Genomic DNA, 20,708 nt, shown 5'->3' on the forward strand with positions numbered 1-20,708 from the left:
GGAGAGAAGGCATGACAGCGAACACGCTCATTCCGCGGCGCAGACGAGCCGCCACCGTCGAAGTCGCCCGCCCGCGGACCCTGATCTCACCGGCGCAACTCGGACGGTCCCGCGGCAGGACGGTCTACTGGATCGTCTTCGCCCTGGTGGTCCTCCTCTTCACCCTGGTCTTCCTCGGGCCGCTCTACTGGATGGTCACCGGCGGTCTCAAGACCACCCAGGAAGTGGTGCAGAGCCCTCCGACCGCCTTCCCCACCTCCGTGCACCCGGAGAACTACGAGCAGGCCTGGAAGGTCATGGACCTGGCCAAGCTGCTCTTCAACACCCTCTACTACGCCTTCGGCGCGCTCGCCTTCCAGCTGATCTTCGACGTGGCCGCCGCCTACTCGCTCTCCAAGCTGCGGCCGATCTTCGGCAAGGCCATCCTCGGCCTGATGCTGATGACGCTGATGATCCCGGCGACCGTCCTCGTCGTACCGCAGTACCTGACGGTGCTCGACGTACCGATCGTCGAACGGAATCTGCTCAACTCGCCCTGGGCGATCTGGCTGCCGTCGGTCACCAACGCCTTCAACATCTTCCTGCTCAAGAGATTCTTCGACTCGATCCCCCGGGAGCTGCTGGACGCGGCGGCCATCGACGGGGCGTCGGCGACGCGCACCCTGAGATCCGTGGTGCTGCCGATATCCCGGCCGATCCTCGGAGTCGTGTCGATCTTCGCGGTCGTGGGGGTCTGGAAGGACTTCCTCTGGCCGATGCTCACGCTGCCCGACCCGAGCAAACAGACCCTGAACGTGGGCATCTACTCGCTCGCGAGCGGGGTACCGGAGAACGTCCTGATCGCCGCGCTCACCATCGCGTCGGTCCCGACGCTGCTCATCTTCCTGCTGTTCCAGCGCAACATCATGAGCGGTCTGACCGCGGGCGGCCTCAAGGGCTGATCGTCCTCACCGCTCCCTGTCTCACTCCCCACCAGCACTCCGCCGCCGGCCCACTCGTCCAGCCCCGTTGCCCGGGGGCCGGCGGCGGAGTCCCACCTGCCCGAAAGGACCGTCACGTGGCAGCCAACCAGCCGGCCGAGGCCACCGTCGAATGGTGGCGCGACGCCGCCATCTACCAGGTCTATGTACGCAGCTTCGCCGACGGCGACGGCGACGGCACCGGTGATCTCGCCGGCGTGCGGTCCAGGCTGCCGTATCTCGTGGAACTGGGCGTGGACGCACTGTGGTTCACCCCCTGGTATCTCTCGCCCCTCGCCGACGGCGGCTACGACGTGGCCGACTACCGGACCATCGACCCCGCCTTCGGCACCCTCGCGGAGGCCGAGAAACTCATCGCCGAGGCCCGAGAGCTGGGCATCCGCACCATTGTCGACATCGTCCCCAACCATGTCTCCGACCAGCACGTCTGGTTCAAGGCCGCCCTCGCGGCCGGGCCCGGCAGCCCGGAGCGCGAGCTCTTCCACTTCCGTGCCGGACGCGGCACGGACGGCGAACTCCCCCCGAACAACTGGGTGTCCGAGTTCGGCGGCGTCCCCTGGACCCGGGTGGCGGACGGCGACTGGTACCTCCATCTGTTCGCCACCGGACAGCCCGACCTCAACTGGGCCCACCCGGCGGTCCGCCGGGAACACGAGGACGTGCTGCGCTTCTGGTTCGACCGGGGGGTGTCAGGAGTACGGATCGACTCGGCCGTCCTGCCCGCCAAGGACCCGGGCCTGCCCGACTTCACGCCCGGCGTCGACGCCCACCCGTTCGTGGACCGCGACGAACTCCACGACATCTACCGCTCCTGGCGCGCCATCGCCGACGAGTACGGCGGCATCTTCGTCGGCGAGGTCTGGCTCCCCGACGCCGAGCGCTTCGCCCGCTATCTGCGCCCCGACGAACTCCACACCGCCTTCAACCTCAGCTTCATGTCCTGCCCGTGGGACGCGGACCTGCTGCGGACCGCCGTCGACGACACGCTCGCCGAACACGCGCCGGTCGGCGCCCCCGCCACCTGGGTGCTCTGCAACCACGACGTCACCCGCACCGTGACCCGTTACGGGCGCGAGGACACCGGGTTCGACTTCGCGGCGAAGGCCTTCGGCACCCCGACCGACCTGGAGCTGGGCACCAGACGGGCGCGCGCCGCCGCACTGCTCTCGCTGGCGCTCCCCGGCGCCGTCTACGTCTACCAGGGCGAGGAACTGGGCCTGCCCGAGGCGGAGATCCCGCGCGACCGCATCGAGGACCCGATGCACTTCCGCTCCGGCGGCACGGACCCGGGCCGCGACGGCTGCCGCGTACCGCTGCCCTGGACGGCCGACGCGCCGTACGCGGGCTTCGGCGCGGACACCGAGCCCTGGCTGCCGCAGCCGGAGTCCTGGGCGAAGTACGCAGCGGACCTCCAGGCGGGCGACCCGCACTCGATGCTCAGCCTCTACCGGCAGGCCCTGCGGCTACGGCGTACGGAGCCCGGCTTCGCGGTGGTCCCGCCCGCCGGGGACGCCGGCCCCGAGGACGCGGGCGCACAGCTGACCTGGCTGGAGTCCGGCCCCGGAGTGCTGTCCTTCACCCGGACCGACGGTCTGATCTGCGTCGTCAATCTCGCCGGGCCCCCCACGGAGCTTCCCGGCCACACAAGCGTTCTGCTGACCAGCGGCCCCCTGGACGACGAGGGGAGGCTGCCGCAGGACACCGCGGCCTGGCTGCGGAGCTGACTCCGCGGCCGAACCGTCCGCCCCGTACGTCCGGCCGTGAAGTACCGCGGCCGGACGGCGGGCGGGCGGGAGGCGTAGGCCCCCTGACATCCCTCCGCCCCACAGGAAGGTGCAGGACCCGCACATGAATCCGCATATCCGTAACACCACCCCAGGGCGTGCGACGCTCTCGATCGCCACCGCCGTGGCCGTCGCCGCCACCGGGCTCGCCCTCGTCGCCCCCACGGCGACGGCCGGGCCCTCTTCGGAAGCCGCCGCTCCCAGGGCGGCCGGCGCGGTCCTCCCGTTCACCTCCGTCGAGGCCGAGAGCGCCACGACGGACGGAACCGCGATCGGCCCCGACCACACCCAGGGCACCCTCGCCTCGGAGTCCTCCGGCCGGCGCGCCGTCCAGCTGGCCCCGGGCCAGAGCGTGGAGTTCACGCTCCCCGCCGCCGCGAACGCGGTCAACCTCGCGTACAGCGTCCCCGACGGCCGGTCGGGCACCCTGGCGGTGTACATCGACGGCGAGAAGACGGACACGACGCTCGCCGTCACGTCCAGGTACTCCTACATCGACACCCCCTGGATCGCCGGCTCCAAGACGCACCATCTGCTTGACAACACCCGCGCGCTGCTCGGCCGGGACCTGTCGGCGGGCGCCAGGGTGAAGTTCGAGGCGAGCGTCCCCACCGCGATCGACGTCGCCGACTTCGAGCAGGTCGCGGGGCCCGCGGGCGCCCCGTCCGGCGCGGTCTCGGTCGTCGACAAGGGCGCGGACCCCAGCGGTCAGGGGGACTCCACGCAGGCGTTCCGGGAGGCCATTGCCGCGGCGAAGGGCGGCGTCGTCTGGATCCCGCCGGGCGAGTTCAAGCTGACCCAGTCGCTCAGCGGCGTGGACGACGTCGAGCTGCGGGGCGCCGGCAACTGGCACTCCGTGGTGCGCAGTTCGCGGTTCATCGACCAGTCGAACGTCCCGACCGGCAAGGTGGGACTGCATGACTTCGCCGTCATCGGCGAGGTCACCGAGCGCGTCGACAGCAACCCGGACAACTTCGTCAACGGCTCCCTCGGCCCCGACTCCCGGGTGTCCGGGATGTGGCTCCAGCACCTCAAGGTCGGCCTCTGGCTGACCGGGAACAACAACAACCTCGTCGTCGAGAAGAACCGCATCCTCGACATGACGGCCGACGGACTCAACCTGAACGGCACGGCCAACGGCGTACAGGTACGGGAGAACTTCCTGCGCAACACCGGCGACGACTCGCTGGCCATGTGGTCGCTCAACACCACCAACAGCTCCAGCACCTTCGCCAACAACACCGTCTCCCAGCCCAATCTGGCGAACGGCATCGCGATCTACGGTGGCCGCGACATCACCGTCAAGGACAATCTGGTCCTCGACACCAACGCCCTGGGCAGCGGTATCGCGATCTCCAACCAGAAGTTCATGGACCCGTTCTTCCCGCTGGCCGGCACCATCACGGTCTCCGGGAACACCCTCGTACGCACCGGGGCGATGAACCCCAACTGGCAGCACCCCATGGGCGCCCTGCGGGTGGACTCGTACGACAGCGCCATCGAGGCGAACGTCAGCATCACCGGCACCACCGTCACCGACAGCCCGTACAGCGCCTTCGAGTTCGTCTCCGGCGGGGGGACGGGCAAGGCCGTCCGCAACGTGACCGTCGACGGCGCGAGCGTCGACGGCGTCGGGACGGTCGTGGTCCAGGCCGAGACACCCGGCGCGGTCACCTTCCGGGGCGTGACGGCCAAGGACGTGGGCGTCGCCGGTACGTACAACTGCCCCTACCCGGCGGGCAGCGGCACCTTCGAGATCACCGACGGCGGTGGCAACTCCGGCTGGGACACGGCCTGGGACGACTGCGCCACCTGGCCCGAGCCCGCCGAGTAGCGGATCTCCGGCAGGACCCGTGACGAAGGGCGCGCCCGCCCGCTCCTATCCTGGAGCGGGCAGGCGCACCGCTCTGCCCGGACCTCCCGAGGAAGACGGAGCGCGGTTTTGGATCCGAGCACGGCCGGCAGACAGATCCCGGTGGTCGTCCTCGCGGGCTTCCTCGGCTCCGGCAAGACGACCCTGCTCAACCATCTTCTGCGGCACCGGGCCGGCAACCGCGTCGCGGTCGTCGTCAACGACTTCGGAGCGGTCGAGATCGACGCCATGACCGTCGCCGGCCAGGTCGGCTCCGCGGTCTCCCTGGGCAACGGCTGTCTCTGCTGCGCCGTCGACGCGAGCGAGCTGGACGGCTATCTGGAGCGGCTGAGCCGTCCGTCGGCGCGGATCGACATCATCGTCATCGAGGCGAGCGGGCTCGCCGAACCGCGGGAACTCGTCCGGATGATCCTCGCCGGTGAGAGTCCCCGCACGGTGTACGGCGGTCTGGTCGAGGTCGTGGACGCGGCCGAGTTCGACGCCACCCGCGAGCGCCACCCCGAGACCGACCGGCACCTCGCCATCGCCGACCTGGTCGTCCTGAACAAGACCGACCGGGTGACACCGGCCGAACACGAGCGCGTCCTCGGGGTGATCGGGAAGCTCGGACCGGGGGCGGCGGTGGTCTCGTCCTCGTACGGGAGGATCGACCCGGGGCTGCTCTTCGACCCGGCCACGCGCCCGGCCGAGGAGGAGAAGATCCGTCAGCTCTCCTTCGAGGACCTGCGCGCGGACGACGACGCCGACGACCCCGACGAGAGCCGGGGGCCGGAACACGGGCAGGGGCAGGGGCACGGGCACACGCACCATCCGCACGCCGCCTACGAGAGCCTGTCGTTCGACGAGCCCGCCGCCATGGATCCGCGCCGGCTCATGGCTTTCCTGGACTCGCGGCCGGAGGGGCTCTACCGCGTCAAGGGCTTCGTGGACTTCGGCGCGGCCGACCCCGCCAACCGGTACGCCGTCCACGCCGTCGGCCGCTTCCTGCGCTTCTATCCCGAGCCCTGGCCACGGGGCGCCGAGCGCCGCACCCAGCTCGTCCTCATCGGCGCCGGCATCGACCGCGAGGGACTCGGCAAGGAGCTGACGCACTGCGCCGTCACCGACACGGACGCCGTGGCGGGCACGGGCCCGGACGAGACCGCCATGTGGGGCGTCCTGCGTTACGTACGGTCCGGGCCGACGGCCGAGGAAGAGGCCGCCGACCCGGTCTGACCACCGCTACCCCGCCGGTCAGGTCGCCGGACCCGCCAGGGCCGCGACGACCGACGGCGGAGGCGTACCCGAACCGTCCCTGCGCGGATCCGGCTCCGGCAGCTTGGCCGGGGAACCGTTCTTCAGCGCCGCCCGTGCCGGGGCCGCCCCCGCCCAGGCGTAGACCAGCAGGTCCTCTCCCTTGAGGAACCGCTGGCAGCGGACCCCGCCGGTGGCCCGCCCCTTGCGCGGGTACTGGTCGAACGGCGTGAGCTTCGCCGTCGTCTCCGAGTCGTCCAGCGTGCCGTGCGAGCCGGCGACCGTGTAGACCACGCCGTCGCCCGCCGGGTCGACCGCGGTGAACGAGATCACCGCGGCGCCCTCGGCCAGCTTGATGCCCGTCATGCCTCCGGCCGGCCGGCCCTGCGGCCTGACCTGCGAGGCCTGATAGCGCAGCAGTTGGGCGTCGGAGGTGATGAAGACGAGATCCTCCTCGCCCGTACGCAGCTCGGCCGCGCCCACCACCCGGTCACCCTCCTTGAGGCTGATGACCTCCAACTCGTCCTTGTTGGACGGGTAGTCGGGGACGACCCGCTTGACGACACCCTGGAGCGTGCCCAGCGCGAGACCCGGCGAGGACTCGTCCAGCGTCGTCAGGGTGACCAGCTCCTCGTCGGGCTCCAGGGTCAGGAACTCCGCGAGCGGCGCCCCGCCCGCCAGATTCGGCGCCGACGCGGTGTCCGGCAGCTGCGGCAGGTCGATGACGGGGATCCGCAGCAGCCGCCCGGTCGAGGTGACCGCTCCGACCTCGCCGCGCGCCGTGGCCGGCACCGCCGAGATGATCACGTCGTGCTTGACCCGCCTGCCGTCGCCGGGGCCCAGCGGTCCGCCGTTGGCCGTACGCGCCAGCAGCCCCGTGGACGACAACAGCACCCGGCACGGGTCGTCGGCCACCTCCAGCGGCACGGCGGCGACCGGCGAACTGCCGGACTCCAGCAGCACCGTGCGCCGGTCGGTGCCGAACTTCTTGGCCACGGTGGCCAGTTCCCCGGAGACCAGCTTGCGCAGCTCCGCGTCCGACTCCAGGATTCCGGTCAGCTCGTCGATCTCGCCGTTGAGCCGGTCGCGCTCGCTCTCCAGCTCGATCCGGTCGAAACGGGTGAGCCGGCGCAGCGGCGTGTCCAGGATGTACTGCGTCTGGACGTCGCTCAGCGAGAAGCGCTCGATCAGCCGCTCCTTGGCCTGCGCCGAGTTGTCGCTGGACCGGATGAGACGGATGACCTCGTCGATGTCGAGGAGCGCGACGAGCAGACCCTCGACCAGATGCAGCCGGTCGCGCCGCTTGGTGCGGCGGAACTCGCTGCGCCGGCGTACGACGGTGAACCGGTGGTCCAGATAGACCTCCAGCAGCTCCTTGAGCCCCAGCGTCAGCGGCTGGCCGTCCACCAGCGCCACGTTGTTGATGCCGAAGGTCTCCTCCATCGGCGTCAGCTTGTAGAGCTGCTCCAGCACGGCCTCGGGGATGAAGCCGTTCTTGATCTCGATGACCAGACGCAGCCCGTGCGCCCGGTCCGTGAGGTCCTTGACGTCGGCGATGCCCATCAGCTTCTTCGCCGAGACCAGGTCCTTGATCTTGGCGATCACCTTCTCCGGGCCGACGGTGAAGGGCAGTTCGGTGACGACGAGCCCCTTGCGGCGCGCGGTGACGTCCTCGACGGCGACCGTGGCGCGGATCTTGAACGTGCCGCGCCCGCTCTCGTACGCGTCCTTGATGCCCTGGAGCCCCACGATCCGGCCACCGGTGGGCAGGTCGGGCCCCGGCACGTACCGCATCAGGGTGTCCAGGTCGGCGCCCGGGTGCTTGATCAGATGCCGGGCGGCGGCGATGACCTCGCCCAGATTGTGCGGCGCCATGTTCGTCGCCATACCGACGGCGATTCCGGAGGCGCCGTTGACCAGCAGATTCGGGTACGCGGCCGGCAGCGTGACCGGTTCCTGCTCCTGGCCGTCGTAATTCGACTGGAAATCGACGGTGTCCTCGTCGATCGACTCCGTCATCAGTGACGTGGCGTCAGCCATCCGGCACTCCGTGTACCGCATGGCGGCCGGCGGGTCGTCGTTGCCGAGGGAGCCGAAGTTGCCGTGGCCGTCGACGAGGGGGAGCCGCATCGAGAACGGCTGCGCCATCCGGACGAGGGCGTCGTAGATCGACGCGTCCCCGTGCGGGTGCAATTTACCCATCACCTCGCCGACGACCCGGGCGCACTTCACATAGCCGCGGTCGGGGCGCAGCCCCATCTCGTTCATCTGGTACACGATGCGGCGGTGCACGGGCTTCATGCCGTCCCGGGCGTCCGGCAGGGCCCGGGAGTAGATCACGGAATACGCGTACTCAAGGAAGGAGCCCTGCATTTCATCGACCACGTCGATGTCGAGGATCTTCTCCTCGAAGTCCTCCGGCGGCGGGGTCTTCGTGCTGCGGCGGGCCATCGCTGCTGCGGCTCCTTCACAGGTCTGTGCGGGTCTGGGCGGGCAACTTCAGGAACTGACGCGGACCATTGTGGCCCGCCGGACCGACAACGCGGACCTCGACCCGTCGTTGAACCGTCCGGGGCGCCCCATTCCGGCGGCCGGGAGCGGTCGGCGGGGAGGTTCCGCAAGCGGTTGGCGAGTCAACGCCGCTTCCCCCGGCACGGGAACTTCGCCATGCGTCGGCACGCTTGCATACAGTGGCAGGACTTCTCCATATCGCGATCGAAGGGACGTACATGCCCATGGGTCACACGGCCACAGCGCAGGCCGGTTCCGGCGGCCTCACAGCGACCGAGCACCGGCTCGCCAACGGACTGCGCGTGGTGCTCTCCGAGGACCACCTGACCCCGGTCGCCGCGGTCTGCCTCTGGTACGACGTCGGCTCACGCCACGAGGTCAAGGGCCGTACGGGCCTGGCCCACCTCTTCGAGCACCTGATGTTCCAGGGCTCGAAGCAGGTCAAGGGCAACGGTCACTTCGAGCTGGTGCAGGGCGCCGGCGGCTCGCTCAACGGCACCACCAGCTTCGAGCGGACCAACTACTTCGAGACCATGCCCACCCACCAGCTGGAGCTCGCCCTCTGGCTGGAGGCCGACCGTATGGGCTCGCTGCTCTCGGCCCTGGACGACGAGGGGATGGAGAACCAGCGCGACGTGGTGAAGAACGAACGCCGCCAGCGTTACGACAACGTGCCCTACGGCACCGCCTTCGAGCGCCTGACCGCGCTCTCCTACCCCGAGGGCCACCCGTACCACCACACCCCGATCGGCTCGATGGCCGACCTGGACGCGGCGACCCTCGACGACGCGCGGCAGTTCTTCCGTACGTACTACGCGCCGAACAACGCGGTGCTCTCCGTCGTCGGCGACATCGACCCCGAGCAGACGCTCGCCTGGGTCGAGAAGTACTTCGGCACGATCCCCGCGCACGACGGCAAGCAGCCGCCGCGCGACGGCTCGCTCCCCGACATCATCGGCGAGCAACTGCGCGAGGAGATCCACGAGGAGGTCCCGGCGCGCGCGCTGATGGCCGCCTACCGGCTGCCGCAGGACGGCACCCGCGAGGCCGACGCCGCCGACCTGGCGCTCACCGTCCTCGGTGGCGGCGAGTCCTCCCGTCTCCACAACCGCCTGGTGCGCCGTGACCGTACGGCCGTCGCCGCCGGATTCGGCCTGCTGCGCCTGGCCGGCGCTCCCTCGCTCGGCTGGCTGGACGTGAAGACGTCCGGTGGCGTCGAGGTGCCGCAGATCGAGGCGGCGGTGGACGAGGAGCTGGCCCGGTTCGCGGCCGAGGGCCCCACGGACGAGGAGATGGAGCGCGCCCAGGCCCAGTTGGAGCGCGAATGGCTCGACCGGCTCGGTACGGTCGCGGGCCGCGCGGACGAACTGTGCCGGTACACGGTGCTGTTCGGCGACCCGCAGCTGGCGCTGACCGCCGTCCAGCGGGTGCTGGACGTCACGGCCGACGAGGTGCGCGCGGTGGCCGAGGCCCGGCTGCGCCCGGACAACAGGGCGGTGCTGGTCTACGAGCCCCTCACCTCCGACGACGAGGACGCCGCCTCCGACGAGACCACCGACGAGCACGAGGGGGCGGACCAGTGACCGACGCTGCCGTGACCATGGAGTTCCACCCGCAGCCGACGGCCGGGGAGGCCAGGCCCTGGGCGTTCCCCGCGCCCGAGCGCGGCGCGCTGCCCAACGGCCTGACCGTGCTGCGCTGTCACCGCCCCGGCCAGCAGGTGGTGGCCGTCGAGATCTCCCTCGCGGCCCCGCTGGAGGCCGAGCCCGAGGGCCTGGACGGCGTGGCCACGATCATGGCCCGCGCCCTGTCCGAGGGCACCGACAAGCACACCGCCGAGGAGTTCGCCGCCGAGCTGGAGCGCTGCGGCGCCACGCTCGACGCGCACGCCGACCACCCCGGGGTCCGGGTCTCCCTGGAGGTCCCGGTCTCCCGGCTGCCCAAGGCGCTCGGTCTGCTCGCCGACGCCCTGCGCGCCCCGCTGTTCTCGGAGAGCGAGGTCGGCCGACTCGTCACGAACCGTCTCGACGAGATCCCGCACGAGCAGGCCAACCCGGCCCGTCGCGCGGCGAAGCAGCTCTCCAAGGAGCTGTTCCCGGCGTCCTCGCGCATGTCGCGACCGCGTCAGGGCACGGAGGAGACCGTCGGGCGCATCGACGCCAAGGGCGTCCGTGCCTTCTACGAGGCGCATGTCCGCCCCGCCACCGCCACCGCGGTGATCGTCGGCGATCTCACCGGTGTCGACGTGGACGCCCTGCTCGCCGAGACCCTCGGCGACTGGACGGGCGACACCTCCGAGCCGCGCCCCGTACCGCCGGTGACCGCCGACGACACCGGCCGTGTGGTGATCGTGGACCGGCCCGGGGCCGTCCAGACCCAGCTGCTGATCGGCCGCGTCGGCCCCGACCGGCACGACCGCGTCTGGCCGGCGCAGGTGCTCGGCACGTACTGCCTTGGCGGCACGCTCACCTCCCGGCTCGACCGGGTCCTGCGCGAGGAGAAGGGCTACACGTACGGCGTGCGTGCCTTCGCGCAGGTGCTGCGCTCGGACCCGGACGGCACGGGCGCCTCCATGCTCGCCATCAGCGGCTCCGTCGACACCGAGTCGACCGGACCGGCGCTGGACGACCTCTGGAAGGTGCTGCGCACGCTCGCGGCCGAGGGCCTGACGGACGCCGAGCGGGAGACGGCCGTGCAGAATCTGGTCGGGGTCGCGCCGCTGAAGTACGAGACGGCCGCGTCCGTCGCCGACACGCTCGCCGACCAGGTCGAGCAGCACCTGCCGGACGACTTCCAGGCGCGGCTGTACGCACGCCTGGCCGAGACCGGCACGGTCGAGGCGACGGCCGCCGTCGTCAGCGCGTTCCCCGGCGACCGGCTGGTCACGGTGCTCGTCGGCGACGCCTCGGTGATCCGGGAGCCGGTCGAGGCCCTGGCCATCGGCGAGGTGACGGTCGTCGCCGGCTGAGGCGCGCGGCCGAGGTGTGAGCGGCGGCTCGGTGCGGCGCCCCGAGGCGTGTCCGGCACAGGACAAAGGGAACCCCGGTGACGAACCTGTCACCGGGGTTCCCCGCTATGTCCGTATTCATCGGTCGGTTGCCCGTATGCCCTGTGGCGTGCGTTACAAAAGCACCTGTCCGTTTGGTGATTGAAAGATGAACGCCTAGCGTCGGTCCGGCTGTTCGTCAGAGCCCGCCGCATCCGCGGCACCGGACAGCCATCGCCGAGTCCCCGTCAGGCGCGAGCCTGGGGAGCCGGGGACCCAATCGATGTCCCTGGGGTGAATCGGGGGCCTTCGCGCGATCCGCGGAGGAGCCCGTAGGAGACCTTCCTGCTCCGAACCCGTCAGCTAACCCGGTAGGCGAGAAGGAAGGAAAGGACCAGCCACTTCATGGCGTTCACCCGTGCCACCGGGAAGCACCGTGCCCCGAACCGGACGACGCGCCGCCGCGCGAACTTCGCGGGAGCCGCCACCCTCACCGCGGCCGGTGTCATCGGCACCCTCGCCTCCCCGGCGCTCGCCGCCGACGCGGAGTCGACCATCGCCCAGGAGGCCGCCCCGGCGGCCCCGGCCCGCGCCCTCGTCATCGACGACTCCCTCGCCGCGCAGATCGACGCCCAGGCCGACGCGCAGCTGGCCGCGGCCGAGAAGGCCGCCCGGGAGAAGAAGGAGGCCGCTGCCGCCGCCCGCGCCAAGGCCGAGGCGAAGCGCAAGGCCGAGGCCCGCGCCAAGGAGCTGCGCCGGGCCGAGGAGCGCGCCGCACGCGAGGCGGAGCGCGAGCGCCTGGGCTCCTACGGGCTCCCGGTCGCCGGCTCCTCCGTCACCACCGGCTACCGGGCAGGCGGCGGGCTCTGGTCGTCCGGCAGCCATTCCGGCGTCGACTTCCGCGCCGCCTCCGGCACTTCGGTCCTGGCCGTCGGCGCCGGCACCGTCGTCGAGGCGGGCTGGGGCGGCGCGTACGGGAACAACATCGTCCTCCGTATGAAGGACGGCACCTACACCCAGTACGGACACCTCTCGTCGATCGGTGTCTCCATCGGCCAGAGCGTCGCCCCGGGCGACCGGATCGGCCTCTCCGGCTCGACCGGCAACTCCACCGGCCCGCACCTGCACTTCGAGGCGCGGACGAGCGCGGAGTACGGCTCCGACATCGATCCGGTCGCCTACCTGCGTGCGCACGGAGTACGGCTCTAGGCCCCCTCCGGCGGATCCTCGCGGATCGGCCGGCGCACGACGAGGGCCCCGGCGTTCCGTTCCGCCGGGGCCCTCGTCGTGTCCGCGTGCCGCGTCGTCCGCCCGCGAATCAGACGGTCTCGGGAAGCTCGTCGAGCCCCTCGGCGACCAGCTTCGCCAGCCGGTCGAGCGCGGCCTCGGCGCCGTCCGCGTCGGAGAACAGGACGATCTCGTCGCCGCCCTGCGCGCCCAGCCCCAGCACGGCGAGCATCGACGCCGCGTTGACCGGGCTGCCGTCGGCCTTGGCGATGGTCACCGGAACGCCGGAAGCCGTGGCGGCACGGACGAAGATGGAGGCGGGACGGGCGTGCAGGCCCTCGGCCCAGCCGACATTGACGCGGCGCTCAGCCATGGTGTTGCCCTTCAAGTTCACAGTTGTTGTCTAGACCAGTGTCTCATGTGTCCCGGAACGGACCGGTGCGGCACCCCATAGCCTGCCCCGCCCCGGTAACCGCCGCTACCGACGCGCGCGCCGTAGGCTCTCCCCATGACGCCGCCGTCGCAGCACGCGTACCCCGCTCACTGGGAAGCAGACGTGGTGCTGCGCGACGGGGGCACCGCCCGCGTCCGGCCCATCACCACCGACGACGCCGAGCGCCTGGTCAACTTCTACGAACAGGTCTCCGACGAGTCGAAGTACTACCGCTTCTTCGCGCCCTACCCCCGCCTCTCGGACAAGGACGTCTACCGGTTCACCCACCACGACTACGTGGACCGGGTGGGCCTCGCGGTGACCGTCGGCGGCGAGTTCGTCGCCACCGTCCGCTACGACCGCATCGACAGCGGCGGCAGGCCGGCCTCGGCCCCGGCCGACGAGGCGGAGGTCGCCTTCCTCGTCCAGGACGCGCACCAGGGGCGCGGGATCGCGTCCGCGCTGCTCGAACACATCGCCGCGGTGGCGCGCGAGCGCGGAATCCGGCGGTTCGCGGCGGAGGTGCTGCCCGCCAACAGCAAGATGATCAAGGTGTTCCGGGACGCCGGGTTCACCCAGAGGCGCAGCTTCGAGGACGGCGCGGTCCGTCTCGTCCTCGACCTCGAACCCACCGCCGAGTCCCTCGCCGTCCAGCGCGGCCGGGAGCAGCGGGCCGAGGCACGCTCCGTGCAACGGCTCCTCGGCCCCTCGTCGGTGGCGGTTATCGGCGCCGGTCGCGCGGCGGGCGGGGTCGGACGGGCCGTACTGCGCAATCTCCTCGACGGGAGCTTCACCGGGCGTACGTACGCGGTGAACCTGTCCCTGCCCCCGGCGCTCGGCGAGATGGACGGCGTCCCGGCCGTGCGCTCCCTCGCCGAGATCGGGGAGCCCGTCGACCTCGCGGTCGTCGCCGTCCCCGCCGAGCGGGTGCCCGAGGTCGTCGCCGACTGCGGCGAACACGGCGTCCAGGGCCTGGTCGTCCTGTCCGCCGGTTACGCCGAGAGCGGGCCCATCGGCCTGGAGCGGCAGCGCGAACTGGTACGGCAGGCCCGTTCCTACGGCATGCGGGTCATCGGGCCCAACGCGTTCGGGGTCATCAACACCTCCCCGCCCGTACGGCTGAACGCCTCCCTCGCGCCCGAGCCGCCCGACCGGGGCCGTATCGGACTCTTCACACAGTCGGGCGCGATCGGCATCGCGCTGCTCGCGGGCCTGGTCCGGCGCGGCGCGGGCCTGTCCACCTTCATCTCGGCGGGCAACCGCGCGGACGTCTCCGGCAACGACTTCCTCCAGTACTGGCACGACGACCCGGACACCGACGTCGTCCTGATGTACCTCGAATCCATCGGCAACCCACGGAAGTTCACACGGCTCGCCCGGCGTACGGGGGCGGTGAAGCCGGTCGTCGTCGCGAAGGGCGCGCGGCACAGCGGCAGCGCCCCGCCGGGGCACGCCGTGCCGGTCGGCACGATCCCGGACGCGACCGTGTCCGCGCTGCTCAGCCAGGCGGGGGTGATCCGTGTGGACACCGTCACGGAGTTGGTCGACGCGGGCCTGCTGCTCGCCTCCCAGCCCCTCCCGGCGGGACCGCACGTGGCGATCCTCGGCAACTCCGAGTCGCTGGGGCTCCTCACGTACGACGCCTGCCTGACGGAGGGCCTGCGCCCGCTGCCCCCGCTCGACCTCACGACGGCGGCCCGTCCGGAGGACTTCCGTACGGCGCTGGCCACGGCGCTCGCGGACCCCGGCTGCGACGCGGTCGTCGTCACGGCGATCCCCTGGGTCGGGGAGAGCGGCGCGATGGAGTCGGGCGACGGCGAGGTGCTGGCGGCGGCGCTGCGTGAGGCCGCCTCGTCCTCGCCCGCGAAGCCGGTGGCGGTGGTGCATGTGGAGATCGGCGGCCTGGCGAAGGCCCTCTCGGCGGCCGGCACGACGGCACCACGCCCGGGCCCGATGCCGGGCCCGCACCCCACGCCGCCCCCGTCCGAGCCCGAATCCGAGCCCGAATCCGCCGACGAAGAATCCGCCGACGAGTCCGAGGCCGAGTCCGACGACGCCGTCGGACGGCCCGAAGCGCGGCCCGTTCCGGTGCCCGGCACCGTCACCCAGCCCCGCCCGACGACCCCCGACGACGACTCCGCGCGGGAGGACGACGGGAGTCAGGACACCGCTCCGGGCCGGATCCCCGCCTACCCGGCCGCCGAACGCGCCGCACGCGCGCTCAGCCAGGCCTTCACCTACGGGCGGTGGCGACGGCAGACCGCCGAACCGGGCAAGGTGCCCGAGTACGACGACATCGACGAGAGCGCCGCCGCCGCGCTCATCGACCGGGTGCTCGGCGGCGCCCCCACCGACCCGCACGGGACCACTCTCGGCGACGACGAGAGCCGGGAGCTGCTCGGCCGGTACGGGATCGCGGTGCGGCCCACCCTGCCCGCCCCGGGCCCGGACGACGCCGCCCGGGCCGCCGCCGGACTCGGCTATCCCGTCGCGCTCAAGACCACGGCGCCCCATCTGCGCCACAGGGCCGACCTCGGCGGCGTACGGCTCGACCTCGCCGACGAGGCACGGCTGCGGGCGGCCTACCGCGAACTGACCGAACTGCTCGGCGAGCCCGCCGAGCTGCGTCCCGTCGTCCAGTCGATGGCACCGCGCGGCGTCGACACCGTCGTACGCGCGGTCATCGACCCGGCCGCCGGCGCCGTGCTCTCGTTCGGGCTGGCCGGTGTGGCCTCGGAACTGCTGGGCGATCTGGCGCACCGGCTCGTGCCCGTCACCGACCGCGAGGCCGCCGAGCTGATCCGGTCCGTCCGCACGGCGCCGCTCCTCTTCGGCTGGCGCGGCTCCGCGCCCGTCGACACCGCCGCCCTCGAAGAGCTGCTCCTGCGGGTCTCCATGCTCGTCGACGACCACCCGGAGATCGTCTCGGTCGCCCTCGAACCGGTGGTGGTCGCCTCGCACGGCCTCTCCGTCCTCGGCGCGTGCGTCCGCCTCGCCCCGCCCCCGTCCCGCGACGACCTCGGCCCGCGCCGCCTGCCCAGCTACTGAGCAGGTCCGCACGGTCCTGGCCACGCATCCCGCCCCCGTAGGATGGGGCCATGGCGAAGACCGGTACGACGACCCAGGGGCTGCGCACGGCGATCGAGCGCAGTGGCTACTACCCGGCTCTCGTGGCCGAAGCGGTGGAGGCCGCTGTCGGAGGCGAGCCGATCGCCTCGTATCTGGTGCACCAGGAGACGACCTTCGACTCCAACGAGGTCCGCCGGCATGTCACCGTCCTCGTCCTCACCGCGCACCGCTTCATCGTCAGCCACACCGACGAGCAGGCCGCCGACACCAGTTCGCCGACGCCGTACGCCACCACGTCGACCGAGTCGGTCAAGCTGGACCGGATCTCGTCCGTGGTGGTCAGCCGCGTCGTCGCCAACCCCGAGTCGTACACCCCCGGCACCCTGCCCCGTGAGGTCGTCCTGACCATCGGCTGGGGCGCCGTCGCCCGGATCGACCTGGAGCCCGCCGCCTGCGGCGACCCCAACTGCGAGGCCGACCACGGCTACACCGGCAACTCCACCGCCGACGACCTGAGCCTGCGCGTCAGCGAGGCCGGTGACGGACCCGACACCGTACGGCAGACGCTCGTCTTCGCCCAGTCGCTCTCCGAAGCCACCGCGGCCACCCCGTCGACCGGCCGTTGATGGCCGCCCCGCCGCCCGCCTGGCAGGACCCGGAGCCGCTGGCCCTGGCCACCGCGCCCGTCCCCGAGTACGGCGGCGGCTCGCTCGCCGATCTGCTGCCCACCCTTCTGACGGGCCAGGGCGTCTCCGTACCGGGCGCCGTCATCCCCGAACTCACCCCCGCCGACCGCAACTGCGTCTTCCTGATCGACGGACTCGGCTGGCAGCAGATCAAGGACCACCCGGACGAGGCGCCGTATCTGACCTCGCTGCTGGGCAGCTCACGCGGCGGCACCGGCCGGCCGATCACCGTCGGATTCCCCGCCACCACGGCGACGTCCCTCGCCTCCGTCGGTACGGGCCTGCCCCCGGGCGCCCACGGCCTGCCCGGATACACCGTGCGCGACCCGGCCACCGGCCGCCTGATGAACCAGCTGCGCTGGCGCCCCTGGACCGATCCGCACATCTGGCAGCCCTACCCCACGCTCTTCCAGCTCGCCGACGCCGCCGGCGTGCACACCGCGCAGGTGTCGTCCCCGACCTTCGAACGCACCCCGCTCACCGAGATCGCCCTCAGCGGCGGCACCTTCCACGGACGTCTCTCCGGCGAGGAGCGGATGGACCTCGCCGCCGCCCAACTCGGCGCGGGGGACCGGTCGCTGGTCTACACGTACTACAGCGAGGTCGACGGCAAGGGCCACAAGTTCGGCATGGACTCCGACGCCTGGCGCGGCCAGGTGATGTACGTGGACCGGCTCGCCCAGCGCCTCGCGGAGCAGCTGCCCCCGCGGGCCGCCCTGTACATCACCGCCGACCACGGCATGATCGACATCCCCTTCGACGAGCAGTCCCGTGTCGACTTCGACGAGGACTGGGAGCTGCGCGCCGGCGTCGCGCTGCTCGGCGGCGAGGGGCGCGCCCGCCATGTGTACGCCGTCCCTGGCGCGGAGGCCGACGTCCTCACCGTCTGGCGCGAGGTGCTGGGGGAGCGGTTCTGGGTCGCGAGCCGCGACGAGGCGGTGGCGGAGGGCTGGTTCGGCCCGCCCGGGACGGTCGAGGACCGGGTGCGCGGGAGGATCGGCGATGTCGTGGCCGCCGCCCACGACGACGTGGTGATCACCGCGTCCGTCCAGGAACCGCGCGAGTCCGCGATGGTCGGGATGCACGGCTCGATGACCCCCGTCGAGCAGTTGGTACCCCTGCTCGAAGTACGCTCTTAGCCGCCCGCCCCACCGCAACCGCCCTGCCCGCCCGCAACCGCCGCCCCGGCGCACCCCGCCCGGCACCGGCACGCGCCGAGCGCACCGCACGTCTTCGAAAGGCCGTCACTTCCTCATGCCCGAGCTGGTGTTCTTCTCCGGAACGATGGACTGCGGAAAGAGCACGCTGGCTCTTCAGATCGAGCACAACCGCTCGGCCCGGGGCCTCCTCGGCATGATCTTCACCCGCGACGACCGCGCGGGCGAGGGCAAACTCTCCTCACGGCTGGGCCTGGTGACCGACGCCGTCGAGGCTGCCGAGGGCTTCGACTTCTACGCGTACATCGTCGACCGCCTCTCCCAGGGCGGCCGTTGCGACTACGTCATCGCCGACGAGGCGCAGTTCCTCGCGCCCGAGCAGGTCGACCAGCTCGCCCGGATCGTCGACGACCTGGACCTGGACGTCTTCGCCTTCGGGATCACCACGGACTTCCGCACCAGGCTCTTCCCCGGCTCGCGGCGGCTGGTGGAACTGGCCGACCGGGTCGAGGTCCTCCAGGTCGAGGCGCTGTGCTGGTGCGGGGCACGGGCCACCCACAACGCCCGCTCGGTCGGCGGGGTGATGGTGGTCGAGGGCGCCCAGGTCGTCGTCGGCGACGTGCACCAGTCCGAGGACGAGATCGGCTACGAGGTCCTGTGCCGGCGCCACCACCGGCGCCGTATGACGGCGGCCACGGCCAGGGCCGCCGCGCTCTCCCCGGACGTGCTCCCCGTCGAGATCGCCGACGGTCCCGCGACGCGCCCCGGGACCCCGCGATCCTCCGGCCGCTGACTCAGCCCGCCGCCGACCGCACCACGCCGAACACCGCGCCCTCCGGATCGGCGACCGTCGCGACCCGTCCGGTCGGGGTGTCCCACGGCGGGTCGATCACATGCCCGCCCAACTCGGCGACGAGCCGGGCCGCGGCGTCGGTGTCGTCCACCTCGAAGTACGTCATCCAGTGCGCGCCCCGGACCGGGCGGGGGCCCTCGCCCGCCCCGTGCAGCGTCGCCACCGCCCGCCCGTCGAGGCGCAGCGTCAGCGTGTCCTCCCCGTCCCGGCCGGTCGGCTCCAGGTCGTATCCGAAGACCGACCGGTAGAACGCGCTGACCCACGAGGTCTCGCGGATCAGCAACTCGTTGCGGACCGGCGTCCCGTGCGCCCCGGGCACCGCCACCGCGGTACCCCTGCGCGCCCGCGCCTGCCAGATCCCGAAGACCGCCCCGGCCGGATCCGACACCAGGGCGAGGCGCCCGTCGCCTCCCGTGTCCAGCGGTCCCACCCCCACGGTGCCGCCGTAGCATCTGATCGCCTCGGCCGTCGCGTCGGCGTCGTCCGTCGCCAGATAGGTCGTCCACGAGAGCGGCAGCCGTCTCTCCGGGGCCAGTTGGCCGATTCCGGCGACCTCCTCGCCGTCCAGGTAGCCCCGTACGTACGGGCCCAACCGCTCCGCCCCACGCGCCCGGACGAACTTCCAGCCGAACAACGCCCCGTAGAAGTCCTGCGTCGCGCCGAGGCCGTGCACCATCAGACTCACCCAGCAAGGCGTGCCAGGCGTGCGCCGGATCGTTTCCTCGGTCATCGTCGCTCTCTTCTCGCATGGTTCGCGGACTGCCGTGATCGGAACAGGCAGGCGGGGGAGGGGGCGCACGCCTCGAACTGCGCGGTGGGGGGCCCGAACAGATGGTTCCATTTCTCGCGCCGAGCCGCTCCCCGGCCGCGCCGCTTTTGGCGCGATCCAGTAGCAGGATGACCGTTTTGGTATTGACGCAACGTTGTCGGTGTCTCACCGACCGCGTCGATGCCGAACACCCCTGCCGGTGGGCGAGGATGGCACGCATGACAGTCATCATCTCCGCGTCCGAACTCGCCGACGCGATCGCGGGACCCCGGCCGCCCGTCCTGCTCGACGTCCGCTACGCGCCCGGCGCCCCGCCCGGCCGGCCGGAGTACGAATCCGGCCATCTGCCGGGCGCCGTCTTCGTCGACCTCGAAGCCGAACTGGCCGCCCCGCCCGGCGCCGGCGGCCGTCATCCGCTGCCCGACGTGGCGGAGTTCGGCGCGGTGATGCGCCGCGCGGGCGTCTCGGCCGACACCCCGGTCGTCGTCTACGACGCGGGTCAGGGGTGGGCCGCGGCCCGTGCCTGGTGGACGCTGCGCTGGACCGGGCACCAGGACGTACGGGTGCTGGACGGCGGACTCGGGGGCTGGGACGGCCCGTTGACCACCGAGATCCCGACACCCGACGAGGGTGACTTCAGCCCCGTACCGGATTCGCTGCCGCGTCTCGACGCGGACGGCGCGGCCCTGCTGGCCCGCGAGGGGCTCCTGCTGGACGCGCGGGCGGCGGAGCGCTACCGCGGCGACGTCGAACCGCTGGACCGGGTCGGCGGGCACATTCCGGGCGCGGTCTCGGCGCCGACCGTCGAGAACGTCGGCCCGGACGGCCGCTTCCTCCCGGCCGAGGAACTCGCCGCCCGCTTCAAGGCGCTCGGAGTGACCGCGGACGGCTCCGAGATCGGTGTCTACTGCGGCTCGGGGGTGTCGGCCGCGCACGAGTTGCTGGCGCTGGAGATCGCGGGCATCTCCGGGGCGCTGTACGCCGGTTCCTGGTCGGAGTGGACGGCGGACACCGAGCGCCCGGTGGCGACGGGCCCCGACCCTCAGTGACGCCGGACGGCGGGTGACGTCAGGGGCCGGGGCCCGCAGCGCGCGGCGCGGAAGGCCCCCGCCCCCAGCCGCTCGGTCCTGGTCCATGTCGGTGCCCC

General features: G+C 72.1%; 15 protein-coding genes and 1 riboswitch. Of the genes, 12 read left to right on the forward strand and 3 right to left on the reverse strand.

All coding sequences use genetic code 11. The features are described from left to right. The first annotated feature begins 11 nt into the window (after window positions 1-11). From ACFWU9_RS25375 to ACFWU9_RS25390, 4 genes are all read left to right on the forward strand, one after another. Complete coding sequence (locus ACFWU9_RS25375; protein WP_384322193.1) at window positions 12-941, forward strand: carbohydrate ABC transporter permease; 930 nt, start codon at window positions 12-14, stop codon at window positions 939-941. 116 nt (window positions 942-1,057) lie between these two features. Next, window positions 1,058-2,704 carry a glycoside hydrolase family 13 protein gene (locus ACFWU9_RS25380; RefSeq protein ID WP_384322195.1) on the forward strand — a complete coding sequence of 549 codons (1,647 nt, stop codon included), beginning with the start codon at window positions 1,058-1,060 and terminating at the stop codon, window positions 2,702-2,704. 124 nt (window positions 2,705-2,828) lie between these two features. Then, window positions 2,829-4,598 (forward strand): glycosyl hydrolase family 28-related protein, encoded by a 1,770-nt coding sequence (locus ACFWU9_RS25385; protein ID WP_384322197.1) that lies wholly within the window; start codon window positions 2,829-2,831, stop codon window positions 4,596-4,598. A gap of 108 nt (window positions 4,599-4,706) precedes the next feature. Beyond that, window positions 4,707-5,852 carry a CobW family GTP-binding protein gene (locus ACFWU9_RS25390; protein WP_384322199.1) on the forward strand — a complete coding sequence of 382 codons (1,146 nt, stop codon included), beginning with the start codon at window positions 4,707-4,709 and terminating at the stop codon, window positions 5,850-5,852. 18 nt (window positions 5,853-5,870) lie between these two features. Here ACFWU9_RS25390 and ACFWU9_RS25395 read toward each other — a convergent pair whose 3' ends face one another. Beyond that, window positions 5,871-8,321, reverse strand: a complete 2,451-nt coding sequence (locus ACFWU9_RS25395; protein WP_384322201.1) for a DNA topoisomerase (ATP-hydrolyzing) subunit A — start codon at window positions 8,319-8,321, stop codon at window positions 5,871-5,873. 278 nt (window positions 8,322-8,599) lie between these two features. On the opposite strand from ACFWU9_RS25395, the gene ACFWU9_RS25400 reads away from it, so the two are divergent. The 3 genes from ACFWU9_RS25400 to ACFWU9_RS25410 all read left to right on the forward strand — a co-directional run bounded on the left by ACFWU9_RS25400 (window position 8,600) and on the right by ACFWU9_RS25410 (window position 12,576). Continuing rightward, window positions 8,600-9,964, forward strand: coding sequence for a M16 family metallopeptidase (locus ACFWU9_RS25400; protein WP_384322257.1), 1,365 nt, complete (start codon window positions 8,600-8,602; stop codon window positions 9,962-9,964). 17 nt (window positions 9,965-9,981) lie between these two features. Beyond that, window positions 9,982-11,349 carry a M16 family metallopeptidase gene (locus ACFWU9_RS25405; RefSeq protein ID WP_384322259.1) on the forward strand — a complete coding sequence of 456 codons (1,368 nt, stop codon included), beginning with the start codon at window positions 9,982-9,984 and terminating at the stop codon, window positions 11,347-11,349. Between the two features lie 243 nt (window positions 11,350-11,592). Next, window positions 11,593-11,760, forward strand: a riboswitch (cyclic di-AMP (ydaO/yuaA leader). Between the two features lie 12 nt (window positions 11,761-11,772). Beyond that, a complete protein-coding gene (locus ACFWU9_RS25410) occupies window positions 11,773-12,576 on the forward strand; it encodes a M23 family metallopeptidase (protein ID WP_384322203.1) in 804 nt (267 codons plus the stop codon). 109 nt (window positions 12,577-12,685) lie between these two features. Here the strand turns inward: ACFWU9_RS25410 and ACFWU9_RS25415 are convergent, their stop codons facing one another. Further along, window positions 12,686-12,967 (reverse strand): HPr family phosphocarrier protein, encoded by a 282-nt coding sequence (locus ACFWU9_RS25415; protein ID WP_384322205.1) that lies wholly within the window; start codon window positions 12,965-12,967, stop codon window positions 12,686-12,688. A 135-nt stretch (window positions 12,968-13,102) separates the two neighbouring features. Between ACFWU9_RS25415 and ACFWU9_RS25420 the strand changes: the two genes are divergently transcribed. The 4 genes from ACFWU9_RS25420 (at window position 13,103) to ACFWU9_RS25435 (ending at window position 18,732) form a co-directional block, all read left to right on the forward strand. Further along, entirely contained in the window at window positions 13,103-16,075 is a 2,973-nt protein-coding gene (locus ACFWU9_RS25420) for a GNAT family N-acetyltransferase (protein ID WP_384322207.1), read from the forward strand. 50 nt (window positions 16,076-16,125) lie between these two features. Then, on the forward strand, window positions 16,126-16,722 hold the full coding sequence (locus ACFWU9_RS25425; protein ID WP_384322209.1) for a DUF5998 family protein: 597 nt from the start codon (window positions 16,126-16,128) through the stop codon (window positions 16,720-16,722). Beyond that, window positions 16,722-17,921, forward strand: a complete 1,200-nt coding sequence (locus ACFWU9_RS25430) for an alkaline phosphatase family protein (protein ID WP_384322211.1) — start codon at window positions 16,722-16,724, stop codon at window positions 17,919-17,921. Before ACFWU9_RS25425 ends, ACFWU9_RS25430 begins: the two co-directional genes overlap by 1 nt. A gap of 115 nt (window positions 17,922-18,036) precedes the next feature. Next, the gene (locus ACFWU9_RS25435; RefSeq protein ID WP_384322213.1) at window positions 18,037-18,732 is read left to right on the forward strand and encodes a thymidine kinase; all 696 of its coding nucleotides are present in this window, start codon (window positions 18,037-18,039) and stop codon (window positions 18,730-18,732) included. Between the two features lies 1 nt (window position 18,733). On the opposite strand, the gene ACFWU9_RS25440 is transcribed toward ACFWU9_RS25435, so the two are convergent. Next, window positions 18,734-19,522 (reverse strand): VOC family protein, encoded by a 789-nt coding sequence (locus ACFWU9_RS25440; protein ID WP_384322215.1) that lies wholly within the window; start codon window positions 19,520-19,522, stop codon window positions 18,734-18,736. Between the two features lie 257 nt (window positions 19,523-19,779). Between ACFWU9_RS25440 and ACFWU9_RS25445 the strand changes: the two genes are divergently transcribed. After that, the gene (locus tag ACFWU9_RS25445) at window positions 19,780-20,610 is read left to right on the forward strand and encodes a sulfurtransferase (RefSeq protein ID WP_384322217.1); all 831 of its coding nucleotides are present in this window, start codon (window positions 19,780-19,782) and stop codon (window positions 20,608-20,610) included. Window positions 20,611-20,708: the final 98 nt, after the last annotated feature.

Origin of the sequence: Streptomyces sp. NPDC058653 (genome assembly GCF_042716895.1) — a bacterium.
GTDB lineage: Bacteria > Actinomycetota > Actinomycetes > Streptomycetales > Streptomycetaceae > Streptomyces.